The organism is Candidatus Thiothrix putei, assembly GCA_029972225.1.
GTDB classification, from domain to species: domain Bacteria; phylum Pseudomonadota; class Gammaproteobacteria; order Thiotrichales; family Thiotrichaceae; genus Thiothrix; species Thiothrix putei.
Window position 1 is genome coordinate 1,189,315 of record CP124756.1, and the last position, 22,633, is coordinate 1,211,947.

Below are 22,633 nucleotides of genomic sequence, written 5' to 3' on the forward strand. Positions count from 1 at the left end.
GTAATAGTTACAAAACAGATGGGGCTATATAAGTAACCGCAAATTGTTACTAAAGCTTAGAGCAATTGTGGTGTCATCGACACGTTTTTTAGTGCTGTTTTTGATTAAGTGTGGGGAGGACAACTTCTTGCACAAGCTGTTTGACGACAGGGTTCGTCGTTTGGGTGAAACCATAGGATAACTGTTGACCTTGCTGGATGAGATCGGGGTAGTCTTGTGCCAGGGTCATTAGCTCTTTGTCCGCTTTGCCCCATTGCTGATTGCGTTGGCAGAGTGCGCTACGCAAGAGTGACCCCCAGATATTTTTCAAGCGAATTTTACGGGCTTCTTTCAGGGCAATGGCGTAATGACCCAATCGGTAATGGTGTACGCACAGCGGGATGTGATACCAGTCGGCATAAATGGGGCTGAGGTTAATGCAATCCTGAATGTATTGTCCTCCTGTTTGCCACTCGTCTAAGTCCATGTAAATTAAACCAATGGTGACGTTCAGGTGGGTATCCAGTGGGTTGATGGCTTGCGCTGTTTCGATGGCTTGTAAGCATAAAGCCCGTTCACCAACCAGAAGGTAAAACGCCGCGAGAAATACGTGGGAATATACATTGTTGGGTGCTAATTGCATCAGTGTTTGAATAAATTCAGCTAAGAAACCGATGGGTAACGACATTTCATTGAATTTTTGCAAGTACTCGTTGCGGTACATGTCGGCATAAACCAGCATGGCTTGCACATCGTCGGGAAATGCTTCCAACCGTTGCTCGCAGGTACGCAGAACCTGGCAGAATTGTGGTGCTGTCAGCACCCACTGATGCTGACGCAGGGCTAACACGACCTGATAATGGGAAGGGATCGGTTTACCACTGGCTAATAGTTGACGTGCCCAGAAATCCTGTGCCAAGCCACGTTCGTAGTTGAGAGTGTCATTGGTAATGCGCCGGAATATGGGGGTTTGAAACAGTTACCATAAAATCTATCTAAATCTATTCAAACTTTATCATTTTGGTTAGGTTTATAAAAGCGTAGTGCCGTTTATCCGTAAAAGATAGCAGCAAAAGCACGGATGACTAGACAACTATCACACCGTGCTGCATTCTGTTTGCCATGATCATCAGCCACAAAATCCGCCTTGACCCCAACCATAAGCAAGCGACGTACTTGGCGAAAGCCGCTGGTACAGCACGGTTCGCCTACAACTGGGCGTTGGCAGAATGGCAAACCCAATACGCCGCATGGAAAGACGATAACACCCAGCCAAAACCCAACCAAATGGGCTTGCGCCGCCAATTGAACGCCATCAAACGCGAACAATTCCCCTGGATGCTGGAAGTCACCAAAAACGCCCCACAAATGGCAATTATCCAACTCGGCGCAGCTTTCAAGAACTTCTTTGCGGGGCGAGCCAAGTACCCGCAATTCAAAAAGAAAGGTAAAAGCCGCGACAGTTTCACCCTCACCAACGACCAGTTCAGCCTTGACGGTTGCCGCATCCGCATTCCCAACCTTGGGGTAGTACGGATGCGGGAAACGTTACGCTTTTCCGGTAAAATTCTCTCTGCCACGATTTCCCGCACCGCTGACCAGTGGTTCGCCAGCATCACCGTGGATACCGACCAACATCATCTCCCGCCTGCCAAAAACCAAGGCACGGTAGGGGTGGATTTGGGCGTATCTGCACTGGCAACCCTATCAACGGGGGAAAAAGTGGTTGGGGCAAAGCCGCATAAAGCCTTGCTTTCCCGCCTAAAACGGCTCTCGCGCAGCCTGTCCCGCAAGGTCAAAAGCAGTGCCAACCGCCACAAGGCGAAGCAGAAGCTGGCAACACTTCACGCACGTATTGCCAACATTCGCCAAGACAGTTTGCACCAACTCACTACGGATTTAACCCGCCGTTTTCACACCATCGGTATTGAAGATTTGAACGTGTCGGGTATGGTGAAAAATCGCCATTTATCCCGTGCCATCAGTGATATGGGGTTTTTCGAGTTTCGCCGTCAACTGGAATACAAGGCGGAAATGCGCGGTGCGGTGGTCGTGGTGGCTGATCGGTTTTTTGCCTCCAGCAAAACCTGTTCTGCTGCTGGCTGTGGGCATAAAGTGGACAAGCTGCCACTGTCGGTGCGTGAATGGACTTGCCCCGTTTGCGGTGCAGTCCATGACCGTGACGTAAATGCCGCCAAGAATTTAGAAGAATACGCCGTGAGTTACACGGTGTCTGCCTGTGGAGGGGAAGGCTCTGGTCTTGGGCGCAAGCCGAAGACGAAACCAGCCCCCGTGAAGCAGGAATTCAACACCATGACTACTTTTAGTTAGCTATAGGTAGATTTGGGTAGGTTTGAAATAACGGTAAGCATGGCTGGAGCAGGGTAGCTGTCGCTCAGCGGAAATGTTTGCGCCCACACAATCTGTCGGGTCGGGCTGTGTACTAAGCTACTTTTCAGGCTATACCCTTGTGGTTCAGGGTATAAGTCAAAAAATAACGCAAAATCTGCACTGTATTTATGCCATGCGGCTTCCGGCCAGTGTGTGTTTTGCTCTGGTGTCTCATCAGCAAGCATGATCTGGCAAAAGTTGAATGCGGAAGCAGCTTTGACATAATCCTGAGTCAAGCGAGCAATAAAAGACCATCCCTTACTGGTATCCATTAAAAAATGACGCGGGATACAAACAATGCCGGGGCCTTGGGATTGATTTGACGGTGATTCTTCTGCAATGACGGTGTTCGTGGCGGTGGGGCTGGCATGTTGGGTAAAGATTGGCTGGTAAGTACCGGTAGGTAAGACAATACGCAACGGATTAAAACGGCCTTCAGTGGCGTAATATACTTCAACCGCCCATAATTGCAGATTCCTCAAAGGTCTGAAAGTTGAGAGTCAGCAAGGAGTCCAAGGCTTTTTTATGCGTAGTGTGGGTTTGTGCCAAACAGGCATCAATGGCCTGCGCAAACGCGGTAAAGTTTTCATGGTAACGTGAATACAGGCATTCCTTCTTCACAAACTTCCAGAGGCGCTCAATCAGGTTCAGGTTGGGGGAATAAGCGGGTAGGAACAACAGTTCGATCCCGAGTGTTTGGGCGAATGTTTGTACCAGGCTACAGCGCTGGTAACGGGCATTGTCCATCACCAAGGTCACCGGGACATCCAGGGCCAATGCCTTGATTTGCCGAAGCAACTGACAAACACTTTGGGAGTTGATGTAACTGTCATTGGTCACGGTGACCAGTTCATGGGTGACTGCATTCAACGCACCGAGGACATTGTAGCGCTGGCGTCCGGCAGGGGCGCGGATGAACAGCCGGGTGAAACACCACAGGAACCCCAGAAACGGGGCCAGGACAAAATGGGCGGCGTCGACAAAGAAAACGGCGCGTTTTCCGGCCTTGGCCTCCTCAAGACGCGGCTCCAGCTCTTTTTTTAAAAGTCTCCTGGGCAGCAGGGTCGGCTTTCGCCGGTATCATCCCCACCTTCCTGACGGACAAACCCAAGTCATGCAGGAATAGCCGCACGGCTTCCCGCTTGAGTTCAAGGCCGGTTAAGCGCTGTATATCAGCGATCGCCTGACTGATCCGGGTCGGTGGATGCTTCTCAAAATGTTTCTTCAGGGGCTCACGGAAAGGTTCCAACCGGCGGGTTGGGCGACGGAAATCCAGTTGTTCCAAGGCAGCGATCCCACCTTGTTGGTAACGTTTCAAATAACGGGTGACCGTCGTTGAACTCACCTGTGCCAGCCGTTCAATGTCCCCATGCGCCATTCCCTGGCTTTTTAGCCACAACACTTCCATCCGTTGGCGGACGCGAGGGTGGGCATGGCGGTAACGCCCCTCATTCAAGGCGGTTTGATCGGATTCGCTGAAGTCTATCTGGATCATGGAAAGGACGACCGGTTGCCAATAACAGCCGTACTTTGCTTGAGGGCTTCTCATTATTCAACAGCTATTCACGGGCAAAGTATAGTTTTCTAATTGTTTACGTAAGCGTCCTGCCTGCATTCGTATCAATGGATCAATGCCAGCATCAAAATCGGCGGGTTTACCCAAACCCTCTACCGCAATAGAATATTGATCAATGTTGGCTTGGCTTTCCCCTAACGCTCTTTCAACAATATACGACAAGAATTTTTGCAGCATCCTATACGAACGGAAGCCGCGACTCTCAAGTATGCGCCCTAATTCAGCACGGATGGCGGTGTTATCTCTCTGCATGAGAGCCATTCTATCTCTACATTCATCTTTTTCAAAAAAAAGCCATCCAGCAACGTTTTCTGGATAGCCACTTAACTTTAAGGACAAAGACTTGAAGGTTAGAGAGTGTGTAAATGCTTACAGCCCTGAATGCTAACAGGTCAATCATTGAAGCAATAGTAACAGATATTTGTTATAAACAATGTTCAGCGGCGATGCTTTAAAATGGGGAAGTTCAGCCCATATTGGCTCTATTGAAATCATTGCGTTTGAGGATAAAACATGAGTAACCTATTGAATTTAGTATGCCCTGCGTGCAGTGTCACCAATCGCATTCCAGCAGAGCGCCTTGGCGAACACGCTAAATGTGGTAAGTGTGGCAGCGCTTTGTTTAACGGACACCCGACTGAGCTAACCGCTGCCAATTTCGCCAAGCACATCAGCCGCAATGATATTCCGGTGTTGGTAGACTTTTGGGCACCCTGGTGTGGGCCATGCCGGATGATGGCTCCAGCTTTTGAACAAGCGGCTGGGCAACTAGAGCCGCAAGTGCGTTTCACCAAATTGAATACCGAAGATCATCAGATGGTGGGAGCGCATTACAATATTCGTAGCATTCCTACGATGGTGTTGTTCCGGGGCGGGCAAGAAATTGCGCGTCAGTCTGGTGCAATGGGGGCGGCGGATATTGAGCGTTGGGTGCGTAGCCAGCTTTAATCCGCGTATACTCTGTGGTTATTCATTATGGCTACAGAGGTTTTCTTATGTCCCCGAATTTTCTTAACGGCATCACGTTGTTGTTGGTTTATCAATTAGTGGGCGAAGTCAGCACGCGCTTGCTGAATTGGCCTGTACCAGGGCCAGTATTGGGTATGCTGTTATTATTCATCACTTTATTGCTGAGCGATGGCTTGGCGTCTGTAGTGGAGCCTGCCTCCAGTGCCTTGCTGAGCCATTTGTCGTTGCTGTTTGTGCCTGCTGGTGTAGGGGTGATGGTGCATGTTGGGCGTATCGGCTCGGCATGGTTGCCGATCAGTATGGCATTGATTTTCGGTACACTCATCACAATGGCAGTGACGGCTTGGGTGATGGTGGGAATGCAACGCTTGTTGGGGAGGAAGTCTACACATGATGCCTGATACAAATCTGGAACAAGTTTGGGTTTACCTGTCTGCCTCGCCGTTGTTTGGTTTGACCATGACCTTAATTGCCTACGGCATCGCTTACCGGGTGTATGTATGGAGTAAAGCGAATCCCTTGCTGAATCCGGTGGTAACGGCGGTGATTTTACTCATTGCCTTGTTAGTACTGACGGATACGCCGTATCAGGATTATTTCGAAGGCGGGCAATTTGTGCATTTTTTACTAGGGCCTGCGACAGTGGCATTGGCTATTCCGCTGTATCGGCAATTGGGTAAGTTGAAAATGCTGTGGTTGCCGGTGTTAGTGGCTTTGTTGGTTGGCGTGACAGTGGGCGGTGTTAGTGCCGTGGGGATCGCATGGTTATTAGGGGCAGATACGCCAATTTTACTATCGCTTGCTCCAAAGTCGGTCACAGCGCCTGTGGCTATGGGGATTGCGGAGCGCATCGGCGGTATTCCGTCACTCACTGCGGTGTTGGTTGTGATGACGGGGGTTATTGGCGCGGTGTTGGGGACGAAATTGTTCGATGTGTTACGTATTCGGGATTGCAGTGCGCGTGGGATTGCGATGGGCGTAGCGGCACACGGTATTGGTACGGCACGTGCGTTTCAAGTGAGTACGGAAATGGGCGCTTTTGCGGGGTTGGCAATGGCATTGTCCGCATTGCTGGCGTCAGTCATTTTGCCGTGGTTGTTAGGGTGGATGAGGTAAGGCAGTGATGGTTTTGAATAAAACCTTGGCGGCGTGGGGAACACCTGCGTTTCAGGCGGTTTTTAAAGCGGAAGTGCAAGCATTGGGGGCGGAAGCCTTACCCTTGCAAGCCGGATTGGCGCATAGCAGTCAAGTTGTTGGTGATGAAATAACCATCATGGTATTGGATGCGACAGAAACACCCACACAGCTTCAAGTTCGCACTGGTATTTTTTATGCCGGAGTGATTGTCGGCAGTTGTTGTGCGGATGACCCCAGCCCTTTGTGTGAGCAGCCCGAATATTGCGAACTGCGCATTGAGATTGAGAAGTCAGGTGCTGGGGCAACAGTTACCCTAGTGGGTTAGGGCGTGGTGGCACTGACTTGCGGTGCGGCGTCCATTTTGGTTAATTGGATCGGCAAGGATTGCTCCGCATTGTCATAATAGCCGTTAAGTTTTGCTGTATTGCCCCCCGCTTCACTGATCATGAGGTAGAAGCGGTGTTGTTGTTGCGCATCCGCTAAGTACAGAAAGGGGGATGTATTGAGTTGCCCGTTGAGATAGCTTGGGCTGGTCGCTGTGTATGTTTTGCCGTTAAGGGTAAAACTGGCGGCTTGTGGGGTGATTTTCAGGGAGAGATTCGGCGATAGGGTGCTCCATTCACCGTCATAGGCCGCCGTTTCTTCGGCAAAAGCGGTACTGCTGAGTATTGTGCTTGTCAGTAAATAACTACAGACACGCACGACGGTTTTGAACCGTTGTTCCTTTTTCATGATGTTCTCCTAGCGATTTGGGTATTATTCGTTTAAAACTATTTTAGTTGATTTATACCGATAAAGGGAAACAGGGAACCATGAATTTGAGCGTAACCACTCGCCAACGTTGGGCTTGGGCATTTTATGATTGGGCTAACTCGGCTTTTATTACCACGGTAATGGTGGCGTTCTTCCCGATTTTCTTTCGTCAGTATTGGGCGAAGGGGCTACCGTCAGAAGATATTACCTTGCATTTAGGCACGGCGAACGCCATGGCTAGTCTTTCCATTATGTTGCTGGCGCCATTTCTGGGGACAGTTGCGGATCAGGGGGGGATCAAAAAGCCTATGATGGCAGGGTTCGTTACCTTGGGGGTATGCGCGACGTTGGGATTGACGCTGGTAGGTGAAAGCCAGTGGCAATGGGCGATGTTTGCCTTTGTATTAGCCGTGGTGGGATTTTTAGGGGCGAATATTTTTTACGATTCGTTGCTCGTGGACGTGGCTGAGGAAAAGGATTTTAACCGGGTATCTGCACTGGGTTACGGTTTGGGGTATTTGGGCGGAGGGTTGTTGTTTGCTTTATGTGTTTTGCTGACCTTAAAGCCGGAGTGGTTTGGGTTGGAAGATAAAGTAGCTGCTGTGCGTTGGGCCTTTGGGGTGACAGCATTGTGGTGGGCAGTATTTTCGGTGCCTCTCTGGTGGTGGGTACGGGAACGTGTGCCTGTGCAAGCTGTGCGTCCGCCCTTGTTCACCTTGTTGCGTCAATCGGTGCGACAGTTAGTGGCAACCTTTCGGCATATTCGTCAGTTGCGTGTGGTTTGGCTATTTTTGTTGGCGTATTGGTTTTACATCGACGGCGTGGATACCGTGATTCTGATGTCGGTGGATTATGGCAAAGCGATTGGTTTTGCAGATGATGGTTTGATTACGGCTTTGTTGATTACGCAATTTATCGCGTTTCCTGCGGCCTTAGCCTTTGGTTGGGTGGGCAACAGAATAGGTGCTAAGCGTGGGATTTTGTTGGGGCTAGCAGGCTATGTGGTGATTACCGTGATGGCATCACAGATGACGAATGCTCATGAGTTTTATTGGCTGGCAGGCGTGGTGGGCTTGGTACAAGGTGGAGTGCAGGCATTGAGTCGCTCCTTGTATGCGAGTTTGATTCCTGTTGAACAAGCAGCAGAGTTTTTTGGTTTTTATAATATGCTGGGGAAATTTGCGGCCATTATAGGGCCATTATTGGTTGCATGGGTCGGGGCTTTGACGAATTCGCCCCGTTCAGGCTTACTGGCGGTGCTACTGTTGTTTGGTCTGGGGGCTTGGCTATTATGGAAAGTGCCGCGCCGTTAGTTGCAAACAACCAGAAGTCGGGGGATTTCCCCCGATAAGTTATGGCAAGCTAATGCTTGATTCAGCTCAGTATTTTTAAGCCGGTAGCAAATGCTTCGTTTGATGACTGGCATGAATCGGTTGTTGCGCCGGGAGTGGTCTGCCGACCATGTGGCCTGTTTCATCATAACGGTAAATGAGAGTGCCTTTTTGGACATTGATGGCGTTGGGGCTGAAGCCTTTGAGGCCATCTTCAGGCCAACGTCCCGGTGCTGAAACGGAAGTAATTTGTTTGCCATTATGGTCATAAATGTAGATGAGAGTGCCTTTTTGTACGGCATATCCGATGCTCATATCTGTTTCCTCTTCCTAGTGGTAATGTTTTTATATTATTGCGCTGGGGCTTAGCTGTTAAAGTTTGTCATATCAGTGCGCTCTCTGAAGTGAAAACAGACTAACGTAGGGTTGCCCCTTGTGTTAGCAGCAATAACCAGTGGTAAGATAGTGCCTTTATGTAATGCCCTCATGGAACAAGAGTTATGCTGGACCCAAAACGTTTAAGAACCGAACTGGATGAAATCACCGCGCAATTGGCGCGACGTGGTTTCAAGCTGGATGTTGATACCATTCGTGCGGTTGAGGAGCGTCGTAAAGCCTTACAGGTCGAAACCCAAAACTTACAAAATGCACGCAATTCTCGTTCTAAAGCCATCGGTCAGGCCAAAGCCAAGGGCGAAGACATTCAGCCGTTGCTGGCAGAAGTGGCTGATATGGGGGATACCCTGAAAGAAAAAGAGCAGCAGCTCGCCTGTTTGCAAACCGAATTGGATGCAATCGTGACTGGCATTCCCAATGTGTTGGATGCGTCTGTGCCAGATGGTAAGGATGAAAATGCTAACGTTGAAATCCGTCGCTGGGGTGAGCCGACGGCTTTCGATTTTGAACCTAAAGATCACGTTGATCTCGGTCTGCCCAATGGTTGGATGGATTTTGACGCAGGTGCAAAACTCACCGGCTCCCGCTTTGTGGTGATGCGTGGTGCAATGGCGCGAATGCATCGGGCATTGATCCAATTCATGCTGGATACGCATACCCAAGAGCACGGTTACACCGAGGCGTATGTGCCGTATATGGTGAATGCTGACAGTTTGTACGGCACGGGGCAGTTACCTAAGTTTGCTGAAGATTTATTTAAGTTGGAGGGTGATCAGGGGTATTACCTAATTCCGACGGCTGAAGTGCCTGTAACCAATCTGGCACGGGATACCATTATTGATGCGTCTGAATTGCCAGTGAAATACGCTTGCCATACGCCGTGCTTCCGTTCTGAGGCGGGGTCTTATGGCAAGGATACCCGTGGTTTGATCCGCCAGCATCAGTTTGAAAAAGTGGAAATGGTGCAATTGGTGCGCCCAGAAGATTCCACGCAAGCGCTGGAAAGTCTGACGGGTCATGCCGAAGCGATTCTGCAAAAGTTGGGGCTGCCGTACCGGGTGATTGTGTTGTGTGCAGGCGATACCGGCTTTTCCTCGATGAAAACCTATGATCTTGAAGTGTGGTTGCCGGGGCAACAAAAATACCGTGAGATTTCATCGTGTTCCACATTTGGGGATTTTCAAGCGCGGCGTATGATGGCGCGTTACCGTAACCCTGAAACCGGCAAACCTGAATTGCTGCATACGTTGAATGGTTCAGGGCTTGCCGTAGGGCGCACCTTGGTTGCTGTGTTGGAGAATTATCAGCAAGCCGATGGCAGTATCCGTATCCCTGCCGTCCTACGTCCTTACATGGGTAACGCTGAGTACCTCTGATAAGTCAGTGAAATAGTGTGCTAACTTGATTCTGCGCAATGTAAACCGCGCAGGGTCGGGTATGATGCAGGCTTTTCACCCCGTCCGGCAAAGCCAACGATTGGATATTGCAACATGAGTATTGAACAAGCCATCCAGCCTAAAGCCTCTCTTCAACCGCGTTCGGTAGAAGGGCGTTTTCGTAACATTAAAACCGGCATTTTGTTGCTGGGCTATGCGGTGTTTTTTTTATTGCCTTGGATTCGCTGGGAACGTGCCGTGGGGCCTGATCAGGCGATCTTGTTTGATATTCCTGGGCGGCGTTATTACATGTTCGACTTGGTGATGCACGCGCAGGATATTTTCTGGCTGACGGCGTTGTTATTCCTTGCAGCGGTATTGTTATTCTTTGTGACCACGCTGTTTGGGCGGGTGTTCTGCGGGTATTTCTGTTTCCAAACTTTGTGGACGGACGCATTCCGCTGGATTGAGCGCTGGGTGCAAGGCGACCGGGTAGCACGGTTGCGTTTGGATAAGCAGCCGTGGAATGCGGAAAAGATTCGCAAGGTCGGTCTGACTCATGCCTTGTGGCTGTTGTTGGCGATGTGGACAGGGTTGAGTTTTGGCCTGTACTGGGGAGATGCGTTTGAACTGACGGCTGGCTTTTTTACCGGCACAGCGCCCTCGGCACTATACGGCACCGTCATTATTTTGATGACCACCACTTACCTGACGGCGGGTTGGGCGAAGGAATATGTGTGCTTGCACATGTGTCCTTACTCACGTTTCCAAAGCGTTATGTTTGACCAAGATACCATGATTGTGTCGTATGATATGAATCGGGGTGAAGGTACTACTGGGCGTGCTAAGCCGGTGAAAGAGTTGCGCGATCAGGCGTTCCGTCAGGAGAAAGGTCATGGTGACTGCGTGGACTGTGGTTTGTGTGTGCAAGTTTGCCCCACCGGTATCGACATTCGTAACGGTTTGCAAATCGGTTGTATTCACTGTGCGCTGTGTATTGATGCCTGCGACGGCATTATGGATAAGCAGGGCTGGAAACGTGGTTTGATCCGTTACACCTCTGAACACGGTTTGGAAGGTAAGAAAACTAAAATACTCAAATTGCGCACAGTGGGGTACGGTTTGGCGACGTTGCTGGCAACGATTTATCTGGTGTGGAGCATTGTCAGCAGCAAACAACTGGAAGTGACCGCTGTTCAAATCCGTAGTCCCTTGTACGTTACCTTGTCAGATGGGCGTATTCAAAACAGCTACGAAGTCAAAATTAACAACAAAACCATGGAGGCAGCGCGTTATACCTTGGCAATCGAGGGGCTGCCTAATGCTGAAATGGAATTACAGATCAATGATTTGAGCGTGAAACCGGATTCAACACTGCGCGTCTTGGCAAAAGTCCGCTATACTATGCAGCCTGGTGAGGCAGGCAAAAATCACGACTTCCAGTTCAGGCTCACGCCTTTGGAAGGTAAGGTGGTAGAGCCGGTCATCATCCCTTCACACTTTATGACTCCGTAAGGTTGCATGGAAAATCAAAACATAGCATTCACACTAGGGGTAGGCGTACTGGCTTCGCTTGCCCTATTTGTGTTGTTTTACAAAGTCTTGAAACGCCCCGGTAAACTGGCTTCGTTACTGACCTTTTTGGTGGTATTGGCGGTTTACGTACCATTAGCCGTGTTGTATTGGGCAAGTTTGGATGTGTTCGCCATCCACTTTGCCTTTTTCACCATGGCGGCGGTATTGCCGGGTATTATTGTTGGCAATCGGCGTGGCTCAGATACCGATGGTGGCAGGTTGCATTGGGGGCCGGGGATTATCATTGGCTTTTTCATGATCCTCGTGATTGTGGATTCCACGATTATTACCTTGGCAAACAGTGGTGCAAGTGCTGACTTTATCCGCAAGTTTTTGCCGGAACCGCGCCGTGAAAGTGCACAAAATGTCACCTCGGCTTTTCCTGGTACTGTATCCAACGACTACCAGAAAAAATATGACTTGTATAACAACTACATTGGTCAGTTGAAAACGCAGCAGGAACGCGGTTGGCAGGTTGCTGATGGTTGGTTGGAAAAGCCGCAGCCGAACAAGGTCAGCATGTTCCGTATCCACGTGACCGATAAAGCAGGTCAAGCGGTTACCAGTGGAAATGTACAAGTATCATTTCTACGACCTTCCAATAAAGCGATGGATATAACGTTGGACTTGCCGGAAGCAGCGCCCGGTTTCTATGGTCAGCCGATTGCTTTGCCTGCACCGGGGGCTTGGAATATGGTCATGACCATCAGACGTGGCGATGAAGTTCATGAGGTTAAAGGTGAAACGTGGGTCGGCGACCAACCGTGAGTTTGTATGACTGAAACTGCCTTGCAGGTCGCACCCGGCGATTGTTTCCATTGTGGGCAGCCGATTCCCCCCGGATCGCATTATTTTGTCCGCATTGACCACCAGCCGCGTGAGATGTGCTGCACGGGCTGTCAGGCAGTGGCGACGGCAATTGTCGAAAATAACCTCACTGATTATTACCGTTTCCGTACCGAAATCAGCGATAGACCTGATGATTTAGTGCCAGAAGCGCTGCGTCAGTTACAAGTGTACGATGCCCCTGAATTGCAGAAATCCTTTGTGCGTGAGACGGGTACAAATATCCGCGAAGCCTCGCTAATTCTGGAAGGCATTGTCTGTGCTGCTTGTGTTTGGCTCAATGAGCATCACGTCAAGCAACTCGATGGGGTGCTGGATTTCCGCATCAACTATTCCACCCACCGCGCTACCTTGAAATGGGATAATGAACGCTTGCATTTGAGCCAAGTGTTGCAAGCTATTTCCGAAATCGGTTATCACGCCCACCCCTTTGATCCCGGTCGGCTTGAATCCCTGCAAAAAAAAGAAAAATCCGCTGCGTTGCGCCGCATTGCGATCGCGGGTTTGGGCATGATGCAGGTGATGATGATTGCGGTGGCCATGTATATCGGTGCGGTATCGGATATGGATACCGGAATGCGCGATTTTTTGCGCTGGATTAGTCTGGTGATGACCACGCCTGTGGTGTTTTATTCTGCAAGGGTGTTTTTCAGCTCGGCTTGGCGTGATTTGCGGCGCGGGCGCTTTGGCATGGATGTGCCAGTATCATTGGCAATCGCGATTGCGTTTACTGCCAGTGTTTGGGCAACATTCACGGGGGGCGGCGAGGTCTATTTTGACTCGGTGACGATGTTCACGTTTTTTCTGCTGACCGGTCGCTATTTGGAAATGGCAGCGCGGCATAAATCCGGTCAGGTGGCGGAGGAATTGGTACGCTTAATGCCTGCCACGGCAACGCGTTTGCGTGATGGCGAACAGGAAGTGATTCCGGTCAGTCAGCTTGAACTGGGTGATCAGGTGTTGATCAAACCGGGCGAGGTCGTACCAGCGGATGGTGTCGTTACCGATGGTACGAGTAGCACCAATGAATCGTTACTGACGGGTGAAAGTTTGCCTTGCCACAAACAATGTGGCGATGCGTTGGTCGGCGGTACGGTGAATATGGAAAGCCCGTTGACGATGCGCGTCGATAAAGTCGGCGACAGTACCGTGCTGGCGGCCATCATCCGTTTACTGGAACGGGCGCAAGCCGAAAAACCGGAATTGGCACGCTTGGCGGAAAAAGTGGCTTCGCGCTTTGTGCCGCTGATTTTAGTGACAGCTTTGGCAGTGTTTGCTTGGTGGTATCAACACCAACCCACGGAAGCGTTTTGGATTGCGTTGTCTGTATTGGTGATTACTTGCCCGTGTGCTTTCTCCTTGGCAACGCCAGCCGCTTTGACTGCTGCCACAGGTTTACTCACGTCTAAAGGTGTGTTGACGACCCGTGGTCATGCTTTGGAAACTTTGGCGCGAATCAATCACATTATTTTTGATAAAACCGGCACGCTTACGCACGGGCATTTGGAAGTGGTTGACGTGCAAACCTTGGGCGCTGATTCAACCGCCGTATGCCAGCAACTAGCGGCTGGGCTGGAAATGGCTTCAGAACACCCGGTTGCTCACGCGATTGTACGTCTGAGTGATAGCCCTGCCAGTGTCGTTGATCTGACGGCAGAATCTGGGCGCGGCGTGAAAGGCGTGTATGCAGGCAAGCATTACCGTATTGGTACGCACGCATTTGTCGAAGAATTGACGGGCTGTCAATTGCCTGAGAAAGTGTCAGCCGCTGGTGAGCGTTCACAAATTTTTCTCGGCTCAGACGCTGGCTGGTTAGCGGTGTTTAGCCTTGCGGATCAGTTACGCGCTGAAGCGGCACAAATGGTGGCAGAGTTGCAAGCCATGGGGGTCACAGTGACCTTACTCAGTGGTGATTCCCCGAACGTTGTGGCAGCGGTTGCGCAGCAATTGGGTATTGCTCATGCACACGGTGGTCAATTGCCAGATGCCAAGTTAGCGTATTTGCGTGATTTGCAAGCTCAAGGCGCGGTAGTGGCAATGGTCGGCGATGGGGTGAATGATGCCCCTGTGTTGGCGGGTGCACCCGTGTCGATTGCGATGGGCAGTGGCTCACAATTGGCGCAAGCCAGTGCCGATATGGTGTTATTGTCAGAAAATTTGCGGCAGCTACCGTTTGCTGTGCGTACTGCGCGGCGGATGCAAACCATCATAAAACAGAACTTTTTATGGACGATTGCCTATAATCTGGTGGCGATTCCTTTGGCGGCGACCGGCATGATTGCGCCATGGATGGCAGCAATTGGCATGTCAGCAAGTTCTTTAGTGGTGGTGCTTAATTCATTACGCCTGAAAAATGAGTAATTTCAGTCTATAATGTCATGTTTGGTTAGGATGCAATACGATGGAAGCTTTATACCTACTGATTCCGATTGCACTCGGCGTAATGGTTGTGGTCGTCGTCGCCTTCATTTACACCGTTAAGAGTGGGCAGTATGACGATCTTGAAGGGCCTGCGCATCGTATTTTAATGGATGATGATGACCCACGGATTCCGGGTAATCAGTCTGCTACCCCTGTAAAGACTGACGATAAGATCAAGGAAAAAAATCCTTAGGGCTTTTGAGTACAAGAAATATAAGTGCGCCGCTTGTCGCCACTTATCACCTCTACATCATTTTATTCATAAAGCTGAACATATCATTAACCATAATGCGAAAATTGTTCTATGCTATCTATAACAAAATCCTCTGGTAGCAACTGGTAGGTTTTTTTGATAGATTTTTTTAAACATTGATCAGTAGTAAATATCCGGGAATGGATAACCGGAACAGGGATGGCAAGGATGGATTCTCTGTGGGGTTTGCTAGGACTGGTAATAGGAGAATAGGTAATCATATGGCTGATAGAAGATTACAAGTCTTTCATGCTGTTGCTCGGCTATTGAGCTTCACCAAGGCGGCAGAAGTGCTGCACATGACGCAACCGGCGGTCACATTTCAGATCCGTCAGTTGGAAGATCAGTTTGACACCCGTCTGTTTGACCGGACGCATAATCGCGTTTCCCTCACAGAAGCTGGGAAAATCACATTCGAGTACTCCGAGCGTATTTTCGAGCAATACAGCGAAATGGAAAATGCCATTCGTGAAATGACGAATGACATCAGTGGTTCATTGACCATCGGTGCGAGCACGACCATTTCTGAATACATGCTGCCGTCATTGTTGGGTGAGTTCAATTCCAAAAACCCGGATGTCAGATTGCGTCTGCGTGTTTCCAATACTGAGGGCATTGTTTCCATGGTGGAAAACAACGTCATTGACCTTGGTGTTGTCGAAGGTATGGTCAATAACAAAAACCTGTTGGTAGAAGTCTGCCGTCAGGATGAGTTGGTGCTGATCGTTCCGCCGACGCACGCACTGGCGAGCAAAGCAGCGGTTAAACTGAAAGATGTGTTGGAATACCCGTTCATCTGCCGTGAAGAAGGTTCAGGCACACGTGAAGTGGTTCTCGACTACCTGTATGCCTTAGGCATGGACAAACACGCGATGAATGCTTGTTTGGAACTGGGTAGCCCAGAAGCGGTAAAAGGTGCAGTTGAAGCAGGCATGGGTGTTTCCATTGTCTCTAGTGCTAGCATCGGTAAAGAACTGAAACTCGGTTCACTGGTTGCTATCCCGCTTGATCCGCCACTGACTCGTGACTTCTCTTTTGTGCGCCAGCGTCAAAAGTTCAAAGTCCGTGCGATGGAAGAGCTGCTGGAGTTTGCACGCAGTTATTGCGAAAACCTCAAAAAGCAGAAATAAAATCCGCATTGGGTGCAGCGTGACGCGCTGTACCCCGGATTATTTGCATGACACAGGAAACCCCCATGTTACCCGGTATGCCACAATCAACCGGCTCTGCCGAAGAAAAGCGTCTTCGCAAGCTATACCGCGACATGAGTTCAAACGATCAGGCAACCCTGCTGCGGTTCGCCGAGTTTCTCGCAGGCTCACCTACGCCTGAGTCTGAACCCATGACCGAATTTCCCACCCCCGAAGCTATTCCACGCCCCGAACAGGAAAATGTGGTCAAAGCGATTAAGCGTTTGACGGCTACTTACCCGATGATTCCGCGTGAGCGTTTATTGAATGAAACCTCTAGCCTGATGACCGCGCATGTGATTCATGGCAAGTCAGCGACGGTGGTAATTGATGAACTGGAAGTGATGTTTGCACAGCATTACACCACGCTGAAGACTGAATTCGAGCAAAAAGCGTAGGTCGGGCTTCAGCCCGACATTTCCGTAATAGCAAGCATTCACGCTGATTGTCGGACTAAAGTCCGACCTACTCCAGCCCGAAGACTCGCGCGCGGATGTGTCCAATCTGATCACGGACTGAGGCTGCTTGTTCAAACTCCAGATTTTTGGCGTGCTGGAACATTTTTTCTTCCAGCTTTTTGATCTGCTTAATGGCTTGATCGGGCGTTAAGCTGCGGTATTCAGCCGCTTCTTCTGCTACTTTCTTTTCGCCGCGTGTTTTGCCTTTGCCCTTGGTGGCATTGGCGTAAGCGCCTTCCATGACATCGGCAATGCGCTTGCGAATGGTTTGCGGGGTAATCCCCTGCGCTTCATTGTGGGCAAGCTGTTTGGCGCGGCGGCGGCTGGTTTCATCCATTGCTTTGCGCATGGAATCGGTGATTTTATCGGCGTACAAAATCGCTTTTCCTTCGGCATTGCGGGCGGCGCGTCCGATGGTTTGAATCAGGGAGCGCTCGGAACGCAGGAAACCTTCTTTGTCAGCATCCAGAATCGCCACTAGTGAAACTTCTGGTATATCAAGACCTTCCCGCAGCAAGTTAATGCCAATTAATGCATCGAACTCGCCTTTGCGCAAGTCGCGGATGATTTCGACGCGCTCTACGGTGTCGATGTCGGAGTGCAGGTAGCGCACCTTGATATTGTGTTCCATCAGGTAATCGGTGAGGTCTTCCGCCATGCGCTTGGTCAGGGTTGTGACCAGTACGCGCTCATTACGTTTGGCGCGTTCGCTGATTTCGGACATGACGTTATCGACTTGCGAAATGATCGGGCGAATTTCCACTTCGGGGTCAACGAGTCCAGTCGGGCGCACCACTTGTTCGGCGATATTGTCGGAATGTTCCAGCTCGTATGTGCCGGGGGTGGCGGAAACGTGGATGGCTTGCGGAATCAGTTTCTCGAATTCGTCAAAGCGCAGCGGGCGGTTGTCGAGTGCCGAGGGCAGGCGGAAACCGTAATCGACCAGTGTGCTTTTGCGGGAATAGTCGCCTTTGTACATGCCGCCGAATTGCGGGATGGTGACGTGGGCTTCGTCGATAAACACGATAGCATTGCGTGGCAGGTAATCGAACAGACACGGCGGTGGTTCACCCGCAGGGCGTTTCGAGAGGTAGCGCGAATAGTTTTCGATGCCGGAACAGTAGCCGGTTTCGACGATCATTTCGATGTCGTATTGGGTACGCTGTTCGAGGCGTTGCGCTTCCACTAAGCGGTCGTTTTCGCGCAAGACTTTGAGGCGCTCTTTGAGTTCGGCTTTGATGTGGTCGATGGCGGCTAACAGCACTTCGCGTGGGGTGACGTAGTGCGTTTTCGGGTAAACCGTGAGGCGTGGCACGCGGCGCAGCACTTCGCCCGTCAGCGGGTCGAAATAGCTGAGGTTTTCGATTTCATCGTCGAAGAGTTCGATGCGAATCGCTTCTTTGTCGGATTCGGCAGGATGCACGTCGATGACTTCGCCGCGTACCCGAAACGTACCGCGTTGCAGGTCGAGGTCGTTGCGGGTGTATTGCATTTCGGCGAGGCGACGCAGCAGGGTGCGTTGGTCGATACGGTCGCCGCGCACCAGAATCAGCAGCATTTTCAAATACGATTCGGGGTCGCCCAGACCGTAAATGGATGAAACCGTGGCGATAATAATGACATCTTTGCGCTCGAACAGGTTGCGGGTGGCAGACAGGCGCATTTGTTCGATGTGGTCATTGATGGCGGAATCTTTTTCGATGTACACGTCTTTGGACGGCACATACGCTTCCGGCTGGTAATAATCGAAGTACGAAACGAAGTATTCCACCGCATTGTTGGGGAAGAATTCTTTCATTTCGCCGTAAAGCTGTGCCGCCAGCGTTTTATTGTGTACCAGAATAATCGCGGGGCGCTGGGTTTGCTGGATGATATTCGCCATCGTGAAGGTTTTGCCCGAACCGGTCACGCCCAGCAAGGTTTGGTGCAGCAAGCCGTCGTTTAAGCCATTGACCAGCGAGCGAATCGCTTCCGGTTGGTCGCCAGCGGGCTGGTAGGTGGTGTGGATCTGGAAGGTTTGTTCCGTCATGGAGGATGCCTGCACAATCGTGACTGAGCATCAAGCCTAGTCAATACATTGAGAAATGGCAATTGACACCTCTACGAATACCCTCTACTTTCGAGTGAGTCTAAGCAAAATAATGAGGAGTAGAGCGTATGAAATGCCGTGCAGCCGTGGCGTGGGAGCCAAAAAAACCACTGGTGATTGAAGAGATTGAAGTTGAAAAGCCGCGTGAAGGCGAAGTCCTGTTGCGGGTGGTGGCTTCGGGCGTGTGTCATACCGATGCTTTTACCTTGTCCGGCGATGATCCTGAAGGCGCATTTCCGTGCATCCTCGGTCACGAAGGTGGATGTATTGTCGAAGAATGCGGCCCTGGGGTGAAAAACCTTAAACCGGGCGATCATGTTATCCCGCTATACATCCCTGAATGCGGTGAATGTGAATATTGTCATTCCACCAAATCGAATTTGTGCCAATCCATCGCTTCGACGGTGTGGACGGGTTACATGCCAGACCATACGCGCCGTTTTACCTGCAAAGGGCAGCCGATTTATCACTACATGGGCTGTTCCACGTTCTCGGAATACACGGTTGTGCCGGAAATTGCGTTGGCAAAAATCAACCCTGCTGCACCCTTGGACAAGGTGTGCTTGCTGGGTTGTGGCGTGACCACAGGCATTGGCGCGGTGCTGAATACGGCGAAAGTTGAGCCGGGTTCTACCGTGGCGGTGTTTGGTTTGGGCGGAATCGGCTTGTCGTGCATCCAAGGCGCGGTCATGGCGAAAGCAGGGCGCATTATTGCCATCGACATTAACCCCGGCAAGTGGGCAATGGCGCAAGCACTGGGCGCGACCGATTTTGTTAACCCCAAAGACGTGAACGGTTCGATCAGCGAATACATCAAGGAAATCACCAACGGTGGCGTGGATTATTCCTTCGAGTGCATCGGCAATGTCCACGTGATGCGCGATGCGTTGGAATGCACCCACATGGGTTGGGGCGTTTCCACGGTGATAGGGGTTGCGGGGGCTGGGCAGGAAATTGCTACCCGTCCGTTCAACCTTGTGGTGGGGCGTACTTGGAAAGGCACTGCCTTTGGCGGCGTGAAAGGGCGTACCGAATTGCCCGGTTACGTGGAGCGTTACCTGAGCGGCGAAATCGAGCTGGATAGTATGGTTACGCACACCATGCCGCTGGATGACATCAACCGTGCGTTTGATTTGATGCACAGCGGCGAAAGCATCCGTTCCGTGATTATTTTCTAAGGATCGCGCATGAAGCTGATTGAAAGTGTTAAAGAATTCGGTGGCTACCTCAACCGTTACACCCATTATTCGGTGGCGTGCCATTGTGAGATGACGTTTTCGGTGTACTTGCCGCCACAGGCTGCGCACGGCAATGTGCCTGCGCTGTATTGGCTGTCGGGATTGACCTGTACCGATGATAATTTTCGGGTGAAGGCGGGTGCGCAACGTTACGCTGCCGAGCAGGGCATTGCGCTGATTATTCCTGATACCAGTCCGCGTGGTGATGACGTGCCGGATGTGCCGGAACGTTATGATCTGGGGCAAGGTGCAGGATTCTATGTCAACGCGATTCAGCCGCCGTGGGATAAGCATTTCCGCATGTACGATTATGTGGTGGAGGAATTGCCTCATTTGGTGGAGACGCATTTGCCGCTGATTCCGGGGGTGAAATCCATCAGCGGGCATTCGATGGGAGGGCACGGTGCATTGATTGCCGCGCTGAAAAATCCCGATGCTTACCGTTCGGTGTCGGCGTTTGCGCCGATTTGCCACCCGCTGAATGGTGCGTGGGGTAAGGGCTGTTTCGCGGCGTATTTGGGTGAAAATGCCACGTTGTGGGAGGCGTATGATGCAACGTGCTTGGTGCAGGCGGGGGCGCATGTGCCGGAGATCTTGATTGATCAAGGCACGGCGGATGAGTTTCTGGTGGAGGGGCAATTGCTGCCGGAGGTGTTCCAAGCGGCTTGTTTGCAGGCTGAGCAGCCGTTGTCATTGCGGATGCAGGCGGGGTATGACCATAGCTACCATTTTATCGCTACGTTTATGGGTGAACATATTGCTTGGCACGCTAGGGCGTTAGTCTGAACTAGGATTTTCAAGATTAAAGGATTTCCATGATGGGCGCTCCGACTATCCTGCCCATCCTTTAATCCTAGAAATCCTAGTTCAAAACAAATGATGAAGACGATTTAAGCTATCCCCAACCACTTGTGGGTTTGCACACTCAACTTCCATTGCGGGTATTGCATACAATACGCAATCGCCGCTTTGGTGTTTTGCGCTTGTGCCGCTCCATCCATTGCTTGCAGGTAGAAATGCTGGAAATCCAGCCCTGCAAAGCGTTCTGGCATGGCGAGCGGCTGCGGGTATACCAACTTCAGTTCATTGCCATGCGTTAGTACGATCTCGCTGTCGGCTTTGGGGCTGACGCAGAGCCAGTCGATGCCTGCGGGGGCGGGTTTCGTGCCATTGGTTTCTACGGCAATCTCGAAGCCTTCTTGGTGTAAAGCGTCGATCAGGGCTTTATCCAATTGCAATAGCGGTTCGCCGCCGGTGAAGACGATGAAACGGTTCATGTCTTGTTTTACGCCGATCCACCATGCTTGAATGATCGCCGCGACCAGTGCCTTGGCATCGCGGAATTTGCCGCCGTTGATCCCATCCACGCCTACAAAATCGGTGTCGCAGAAGTTGCACACGGCTTTGGCGCGGTCGGCTTCTAGCCCTGACCATAGGTTGCAGCCAGCGAAGCGGCAAAAGATGGCGGGGCGACCGGCGTGGAAGCCTTCGCCTTGCAGGGTGTAGAAAATTTCTTTGACGGAATAGGTCATACAGGCAGTCCCGGTTCGTGTGCGCCCCATGATAATACCACGCCGCAGCCCGGTGTTTCGTACAGGTCGATGCGGTCGAGTTGTGGCAAGCCTGCGGTGGCTTGGGCGCGTATCCAGCGGGCAACGCTGGCGGGGTCGGGTTCGTCTAGCCCGGTTAGGTCGTTGAGGTTGTGGTGGTCGAGCTGTTGGTAGATCGGCTTGAATTGCGTTTTTACGTCGCCGTAATCGATTGTCCAGCCCATTACGGTGTCGAGCGGGGCGGTGAGGTGCAGGCGGAGTAAGTAGCTGTGTCCGTGCAGGCGGCGCACGCTGTCAGAGGAGTCGGCGCGGGTCAGGGTTAGGGCGCTTTCAAAGCGTTGGTCTTTCCAGATGCGGTAATGTTGCCCGTCGTAGTGGCTGCCTGCGGTGACGGTTTCGTAGACGCTGACCCATGAGAGCGCGTCGAGTTCGGGCTTGAGGCGTTCCCATAGCCATGCGGCGAGGGTTTCGCTGGTGGGGTTGTCCAAGCCTTGGATGTCGTTGAGGCAGTGGTGGTGCAATTGGTCGTGCAGCGGTTGCCAGACGGCTTTGATGCGGTCGAAGTCTACGCCCATGTCTTGCGCTTGCAGGTTTTGGTTGGCGTGGAGGATGACTTCGAAACCGTGGCCGTGCATCCGTCCGCATTGGTGTCCGGGGGCGACGTTGGGGAGGCGGTGTGCGGCTTCAAATCGGAAGCGTCGCCAGATGTGGGCGTTGTCAGCAAGGTCGAGGTCTGCGCCTTGGTGCAAGGTGCTTTGCACGCCGACTGAAGCGACGCTGGGAAGGGCAAGGCGGGCGCGTATCCAACGGGCGAGGTTTTCATCCGTGGGCATCGGTAGGAATTGGTTGAGGTCGTTGTAGTCGAGCGGCGCAACGCTGTGGGCGAGCTGTTGGCGTAGGGCTTCGACGGAGCTTGTACCGATGGCGCGGACTTTGGCGAGAAAGCTGTGTCCGTGCAGGCGGCGGGCGGGGTGTGCGGCGGAAAGGGGGGATTGCCCTAGGGCATTTTCGACGCGGCAGGCGGCTTCAAAGGGGGCGGCGGCGACGTAAAACAGAGTTTCGTTCATGGGGTGGAGGGGGCTTGCTGGGAATCAAGCGGGAATTA

The 22,633-nt window shown here is 51.5% G+C and carries 23 protein-coding genes and 1 pseudogene; 15 read left to right on the plus strand and 9 right to left on the minus strand.

The window, feature by feature from the left end:
- Positions 1-88: 88 nt before the first annotated feature.
- Positions 89-898, minus strand: a complete 810-nt coding sequence (locus tag QJT81_06135; protein ID WGZ95563.1) for a hypothetical protein — start codon at positions 896-898, stop codon at positions 89-91.
- 203 nt (positions 899-1,101) lie between these two features.
- On the opposite strand from QJT81_06135, the gene QJT81_06140 reads away from it, so the two are divergent.
- Entirely contained in the window at positions 1,102-2,310 is a 1,209-nt protein-coding gene (locus tag QJT81_06140) for an RNA-guided endonuclease TnpB family protein (GenBank protein WGZ95564.1), read from the plus strand.
- Here the strand turns inward: QJT81_06140 and QJT81_06145 are convergent.
- The 3 genes and pseudogenes from QJT81_06145 to QJT81_06155 form a co-directional block, all read right to left on the minus strand.
- Positions 2,307-2,789: a hypothetical protein gene (locus tag QJT81_06145; GenBank protein ID WGZ95565.1), complete on the minus strand. Its 483-nt coding sequence runs from the start codon at positions 2,787-2,789 to the stop codon at positions 2,307-2,309. The two genes, QJT81_06140 and QJT81_06145, sit on opposite strands and share 4 nt — an antisense overlap.
- Before the next feature lie 34 nt (positions 2,790-2,823).
- Positions 2,824-3,865 (minus strand): annotated as a pseudogene (locus QJT81_06150) (IS630 family transposase).
- Positions 3,866-3,922: 57 nt separating this feature from the next.
- Positions 3,923-4,285: a hypothetical protein gene (locus tag QJT81_06155; protein WGZ95566.1), complete on the minus strand. Its 363-nt coding sequence runs from the start codon at positions 4,283-4,285 to the stop codon at positions 3,923-3,925.
- 174 nt (positions 4,286-4,459) lie between these two features.
- On the opposite strand from QJT81_06155, the gene trxC reads away from it, so the two are divergent.
- The 4 genes from trxC to QJT81_06175 are packed head-to-tail and all read left to right on the plus strand — an operon-like array spanning position 4,460 to position 6,377.
- The gene (gene trxC / locus QJT81_06160; GenBank protein ID WGZ95567.1) at positions 4,460-4,894 is read left to right on the plus strand and encodes a thioredoxin TrxC; all 435 of its coding nucleotides are present in this window, start codon (positions 4,460-4,462) and stop codon (positions 4,892-4,894) included.
- A 47-nt stretch (positions 4,895-4,941) separates the two neighbouring features.
- Positions 4,942-5,316, plus strand: a complete 375-nt coding sequence (locus QJT81_06165) for a CidA/LrgA family protein (GenBank protein WGZ95568.1) — start codon at positions 4,942-4,944, stop codon at positions 5,314-5,316.
- Positions 5,306-6,031 carry an LrgB family protein gene (locus QJT81_06170; GenBank protein ID WGZ95569.1) on the plus strand — a complete coding sequence of 242 codons (726 nt, stop codon included), beginning with the start codon at positions 5,306-5,308 and terminating at the stop codon, positions 6,029-6,031. Before QJT81_06165 ends, QJT81_06170 begins: the two co-directional genes overlap by 11 nt.
- Before the next feature lie 7 nt (positions 6,032-6,038).
- Positions 6,039-6,377, plus strand: a complete 339-nt coding sequence (locus tag QJT81_06175) for a hypothetical protein (GenBank protein ID WGZ95570.1) — start codon at positions 6,039-6,041, stop codon at positions 6,375-6,377.
- On the opposite strand, the gene QJT81_06180 is transcribed toward QJT81_06175, so the two are convergent.
- The gene (locus tag QJT81_06180) at positions 6,374-6,784 is read right to left on the minus strand and encodes a hypothetical protein (GenBank protein ID WGZ95571.1); all 411 of its coding nucleotides are present in this window, start codon (positions 6,782-6,784) and stop codon (positions 6,374-6,376) included. The genes QJT81_06175 and QJT81_06180 overlap by 4 nt on opposite strands.
- A gap of 80 nt (positions 6,785-6,864) precedes the next feature.
- Here QJT81_06180 and QJT81_06185 point away from each other — a divergent pair, with 80 nt between their 5' ends.
- A complete protein-coding gene (locus QJT81_06185) occupies positions 6,865-8,118 on the plus strand; it encodes an MFS transporter (GenBank protein ID WGZ95572.1) in 1,254 nt (417 codons plus the stop codon).
- A 75-nt stretch (positions 8,119-8,193) separates the two neighbouring features.
- Here QJT81_06185 and QJT81_06190 read toward each other — a convergent pair whose 3' ends face one another.
- Positions 8,194-8,451 (minus strand): hypothetical protein, encoded by a 258-nt coding sequence (locus tag QJT81_06190; GenBank protein ID WGZ95573.1) that lies wholly within the window; start codon positions 8,449-8,451, stop codon positions 8,194-8,196.
- A gap of 185 nt (positions 8,452-8,636) precedes the next feature.
- Here QJT81_06190 and serS point away from each other — a divergent pair, with 185 nt between their 5' ends.
- From serS to QJT81_06225, 7 genes are all read left to right on the plus strand, one after another.
- Positions 8,637-9,908 (plus strand): serine--tRNA ligase, encoded by a 1,272-nt coding sequence (serS, locus tag QJT81_06195; protein ID WGZ95574.1) that lies wholly within the window; start codon positions 8,637-8,639, stop codon positions 9,906-9,908.
- Between the two features lie 114 nt (positions 9,909-10,022).
- Positions 10,023-11,423, plus strand: a complete 1,401-nt coding sequence (gene ccoG / locus QJT81_06200) for a cytochrome c oxidase accessory protein CcoG (GenBank protein WGZ95575.1) — start codon at positions 10,023-10,025, stop codon at positions 11,421-11,423.
- 6 nt (positions 11,424-11,429) lie between these two features.
- Complete coding sequence (locus tag QJT81_06205) at positions 11,430-12,251, plus strand: FixH family protein (GenBank protein WGZ95576.1); 822 nt, start codon at positions 11,430-11,432, stop codon at positions 12,249-12,251.
- Between the two features lie 6 nt (positions 12,252-12,257).
- The gene (locus tag QJT81_06210) at positions 12,258-14,690 is read left to right on the plus strand and encodes a heavy metal translocating P-type ATPase (protein ID WGZ95577.1); all 2,433 of its coding nucleotides are present in this window, start codon (positions 12,258-12,260) and stop codon (positions 14,688-14,690) included.
- A gap of 40 nt (positions 14,691-14,730) precedes the next feature.
- Positions 14,731-14,943 (plus strand): cbb3-type cytochrome oxidase assembly protein CcoS, encoded by a 213-nt coding sequence (ccoS, locus tag QJT81_06215; protein ID WGZ95578.1) that lies wholly within the window; start codon positions 14,731-14,733, stop codon positions 14,941-14,943.
- A 281-nt stretch (positions 14,944-15,224) separates the two neighbouring features.
- The gene (locus tag QJT81_06220) at positions 15,225-16,133 is read left to right on the plus strand and encodes a selenium metabolism-associated LysR family transcriptional regulator (protein WGZ95579.1); all 909 of its coding nucleotides are present in this window, start codon (positions 15,225-15,227) and stop codon (positions 16,131-16,133) included.
- Positions 16,134-16,180: 47 nt separating this feature from the next.
- Positions 16,181-16,591, plus strand: a complete 411-nt coding sequence (locus QJT81_06225) for a hypothetical protein (GenBank protein WGZ95580.1) — start codon at positions 16,181-16,183, stop codon at positions 16,589-16,591.
- 67 nt (positions 16,592-16,658) lie between these two features.
- Here QJT81_06225 and uvrB read toward each other — a convergent pair whose 3' ends face one another.
- Positions 16,659-18,680, minus strand: coding sequence for an excinuclease ABC subunit UvrB (gene uvrB / locus QJT81_06230; GenBank protein ID WGZ95581.1), 2,022 nt, complete (start codon positions 18,678-18,680; stop codon positions 16,659-16,661).
- Positions 18,681-18,808: 128 nt separating this feature from the next.
- Here uvrB and QJT81_06235 point away from each other — a divergent pair, with 128 nt between their 5' ends.
- Positions 18,809-19,918 carry an S-(hydroxymethyl)glutathione dehydrogenase/class III alcohol dehydrogenase gene (locus tag QJT81_06235; GenBank protein ID WGZ95582.1) on the plus strand — a complete coding sequence of 370 codons (1,110 nt, stop codon included), beginning with the start codon at positions 18,809-18,811 and terminating at the stop codon, positions 19,916-19,918.
- A gap of 9 nt (positions 19,919-19,927) precedes the next feature.
- Positions 19,928-20,764: an S-formylglutathione hydrolase gene (gene fghA / locus QJT81_06240; GenBank protein WGZ95583.1), complete on the plus strand. Its 837-nt coding sequence runs from the start codon at positions 19,928-19,930 to the stop codon at positions 20,762-20,764.
- Between the two features lie 104 nt (positions 20,765-20,868).
- Here fghA and queE read toward each other — a convergent pair whose 3' ends face one another.
- Complete coding sequence (gene queE / locus QJT81_06245; protein ID WGZ95584.1) at positions 20,869-21,510, minus strand: 7-carboxy-7-deazaguanine synthase; 642 nt, start codon at positions 21,508-21,510, stop codon at positions 20,869-20,871.
- Complete coding sequence (locus QJT81_06250; protein WGZ95585.1) at positions 21,507-22,595, minus strand: 6-carboxytetrahydropterin synthase; 1,089 nt, start codon at positions 22,593-22,595, stop codon at positions 21,507-21,509. The genes queE and QJT81_06250 overlap by 4 nt, the downstream gene beginning before the upstream one ends.
- Between the last annotated feature and the right edge of the window lie 38 nt (positions 22,596-22,633).

Coding starts and splice junctions, on each gene's coding strand:
- serS (WGZ95574.1), top strand. CDS start 8,637: ATGCTGGACCCAAAACGTTTAAGAACCGAACTGGATGAAATCACCGCG.
- ccoG (WGZ95575.1), top strand. CDS start 10,023: ATGAGTATTGAACAAGCCATCCAGCCTAAAGCCTCTCTTCAACCGCGT.
- QJT81_06165 (WGZ95568.1), top strand. CDS start 4,942: ATGTCCCCGAATTTTCTTAACGGCATCACGTTGTTGTTGGTTTATCAA.
- QJT81_06205 (WGZ95576.1), top strand. CDS start 11,430: ATGGAAAATCAAAACATAGCATTCACACTAGGGGTAGGCGTACTGGCT.
- QJT81_06140 (WGZ95564.1), top strand. CDS start 1,102: ATGATCATCAGCCACAAAATCCGCCTTGACCCCAACCATAAGCAAGCG.
- uvrB (WGZ95581.1), bottom strand. CDS start 18,680: ATGACGGAACAAACCTTCCAGATCCACACCACCTACCAGCCCGCTGGC.
- QJT81_06175 (WGZ95570.1), top strand. CDS start 6,039: ATGGTTTTGAATAAAACCTTGGCGGCGTGGGGAACACCTGCGTTTCAG.
- queE (WGZ95584.1), bottom strand. CDS start 21,510: ATGACCTATTCCGTCAAAGAAATTTTCTACACCCTGCAAGGCGAAGGC.
- QJT81_06185 (WGZ95572.1), top strand. CDS start 6,865: ATGAATTTGAGCGTAACCACTCGCCAACGTTGGGCTTGGGCATTTTAT.
- QJT81_06190 (WGZ95573.1), bottom strand. CDS start 8,451: ATGAGCATCGGATATGCCGTACAAAAAGGCACTCTCATCTACATTTAT.
- QJT81_06220 (WGZ95579.1), top strand. CDS start 15,225: ATGGCTGATAGAAGATTACAAGTCTTTCATGCTGTTGCTCGGCTATTG.
- trxC (WGZ95567.1), top strand. CDS start 4,460: ATGAGTAACCTATTGAATTTAGTATGCCCTGCGTGCAGTGTCACCAAT.
- QJT81_06235 (WGZ95582.1), top strand. CDS start 18,809: ATGAAATGCCGTGCAGCCGTGGCGTGGGAGCCAAAAAAACCACTGGTG.
- QJT81_06210 (WGZ95577.1), top strand. CDS start 12,258: ATGACTGAAACTGCCTTGCAGGTCGCACCCGGCGATTGTTTCCATTGT.
- fghA (WGZ95583.1), top strand. CDS start 19,928: ATGAAGCTGATTGAAAGTGTTAAAGAATTCGGTGGCTACCTCAACCGT.
- ccoS (WGZ95578.1), top strand. CDS start 14,731: ATGGAAGCTTTATACCTACTGATTCCGATTGCACTCGGCGTAATGGTT.
- QJT81_06250 (WGZ95585.1), bottom strand. CDS start 22,595: ATGAACGAAACTCTGTTTTACGTCGCCGCCGCCCCCTTTGAAGCCGCC.
- QJT81_06180 (WGZ95571.1), bottom strand. CDS start 6,784: ATGAAAAAGGAACAACGGTTCAAAACCGTCGTGCGTGTCTGTAGTTAT.
- QJT81_06225 (WGZ95580.1), top strand. CDS start 16,181: ATGACACAGGAAACCCCCATGTTACCCGGTATGCCACAATCAACCGGC.
- QJT81_06170 (WGZ95569.1), top strand. CDS start 5,306: ATGATGCCTGATACAAATCTGGAACAAGTTTGGGTTTACCTGTCTGCC.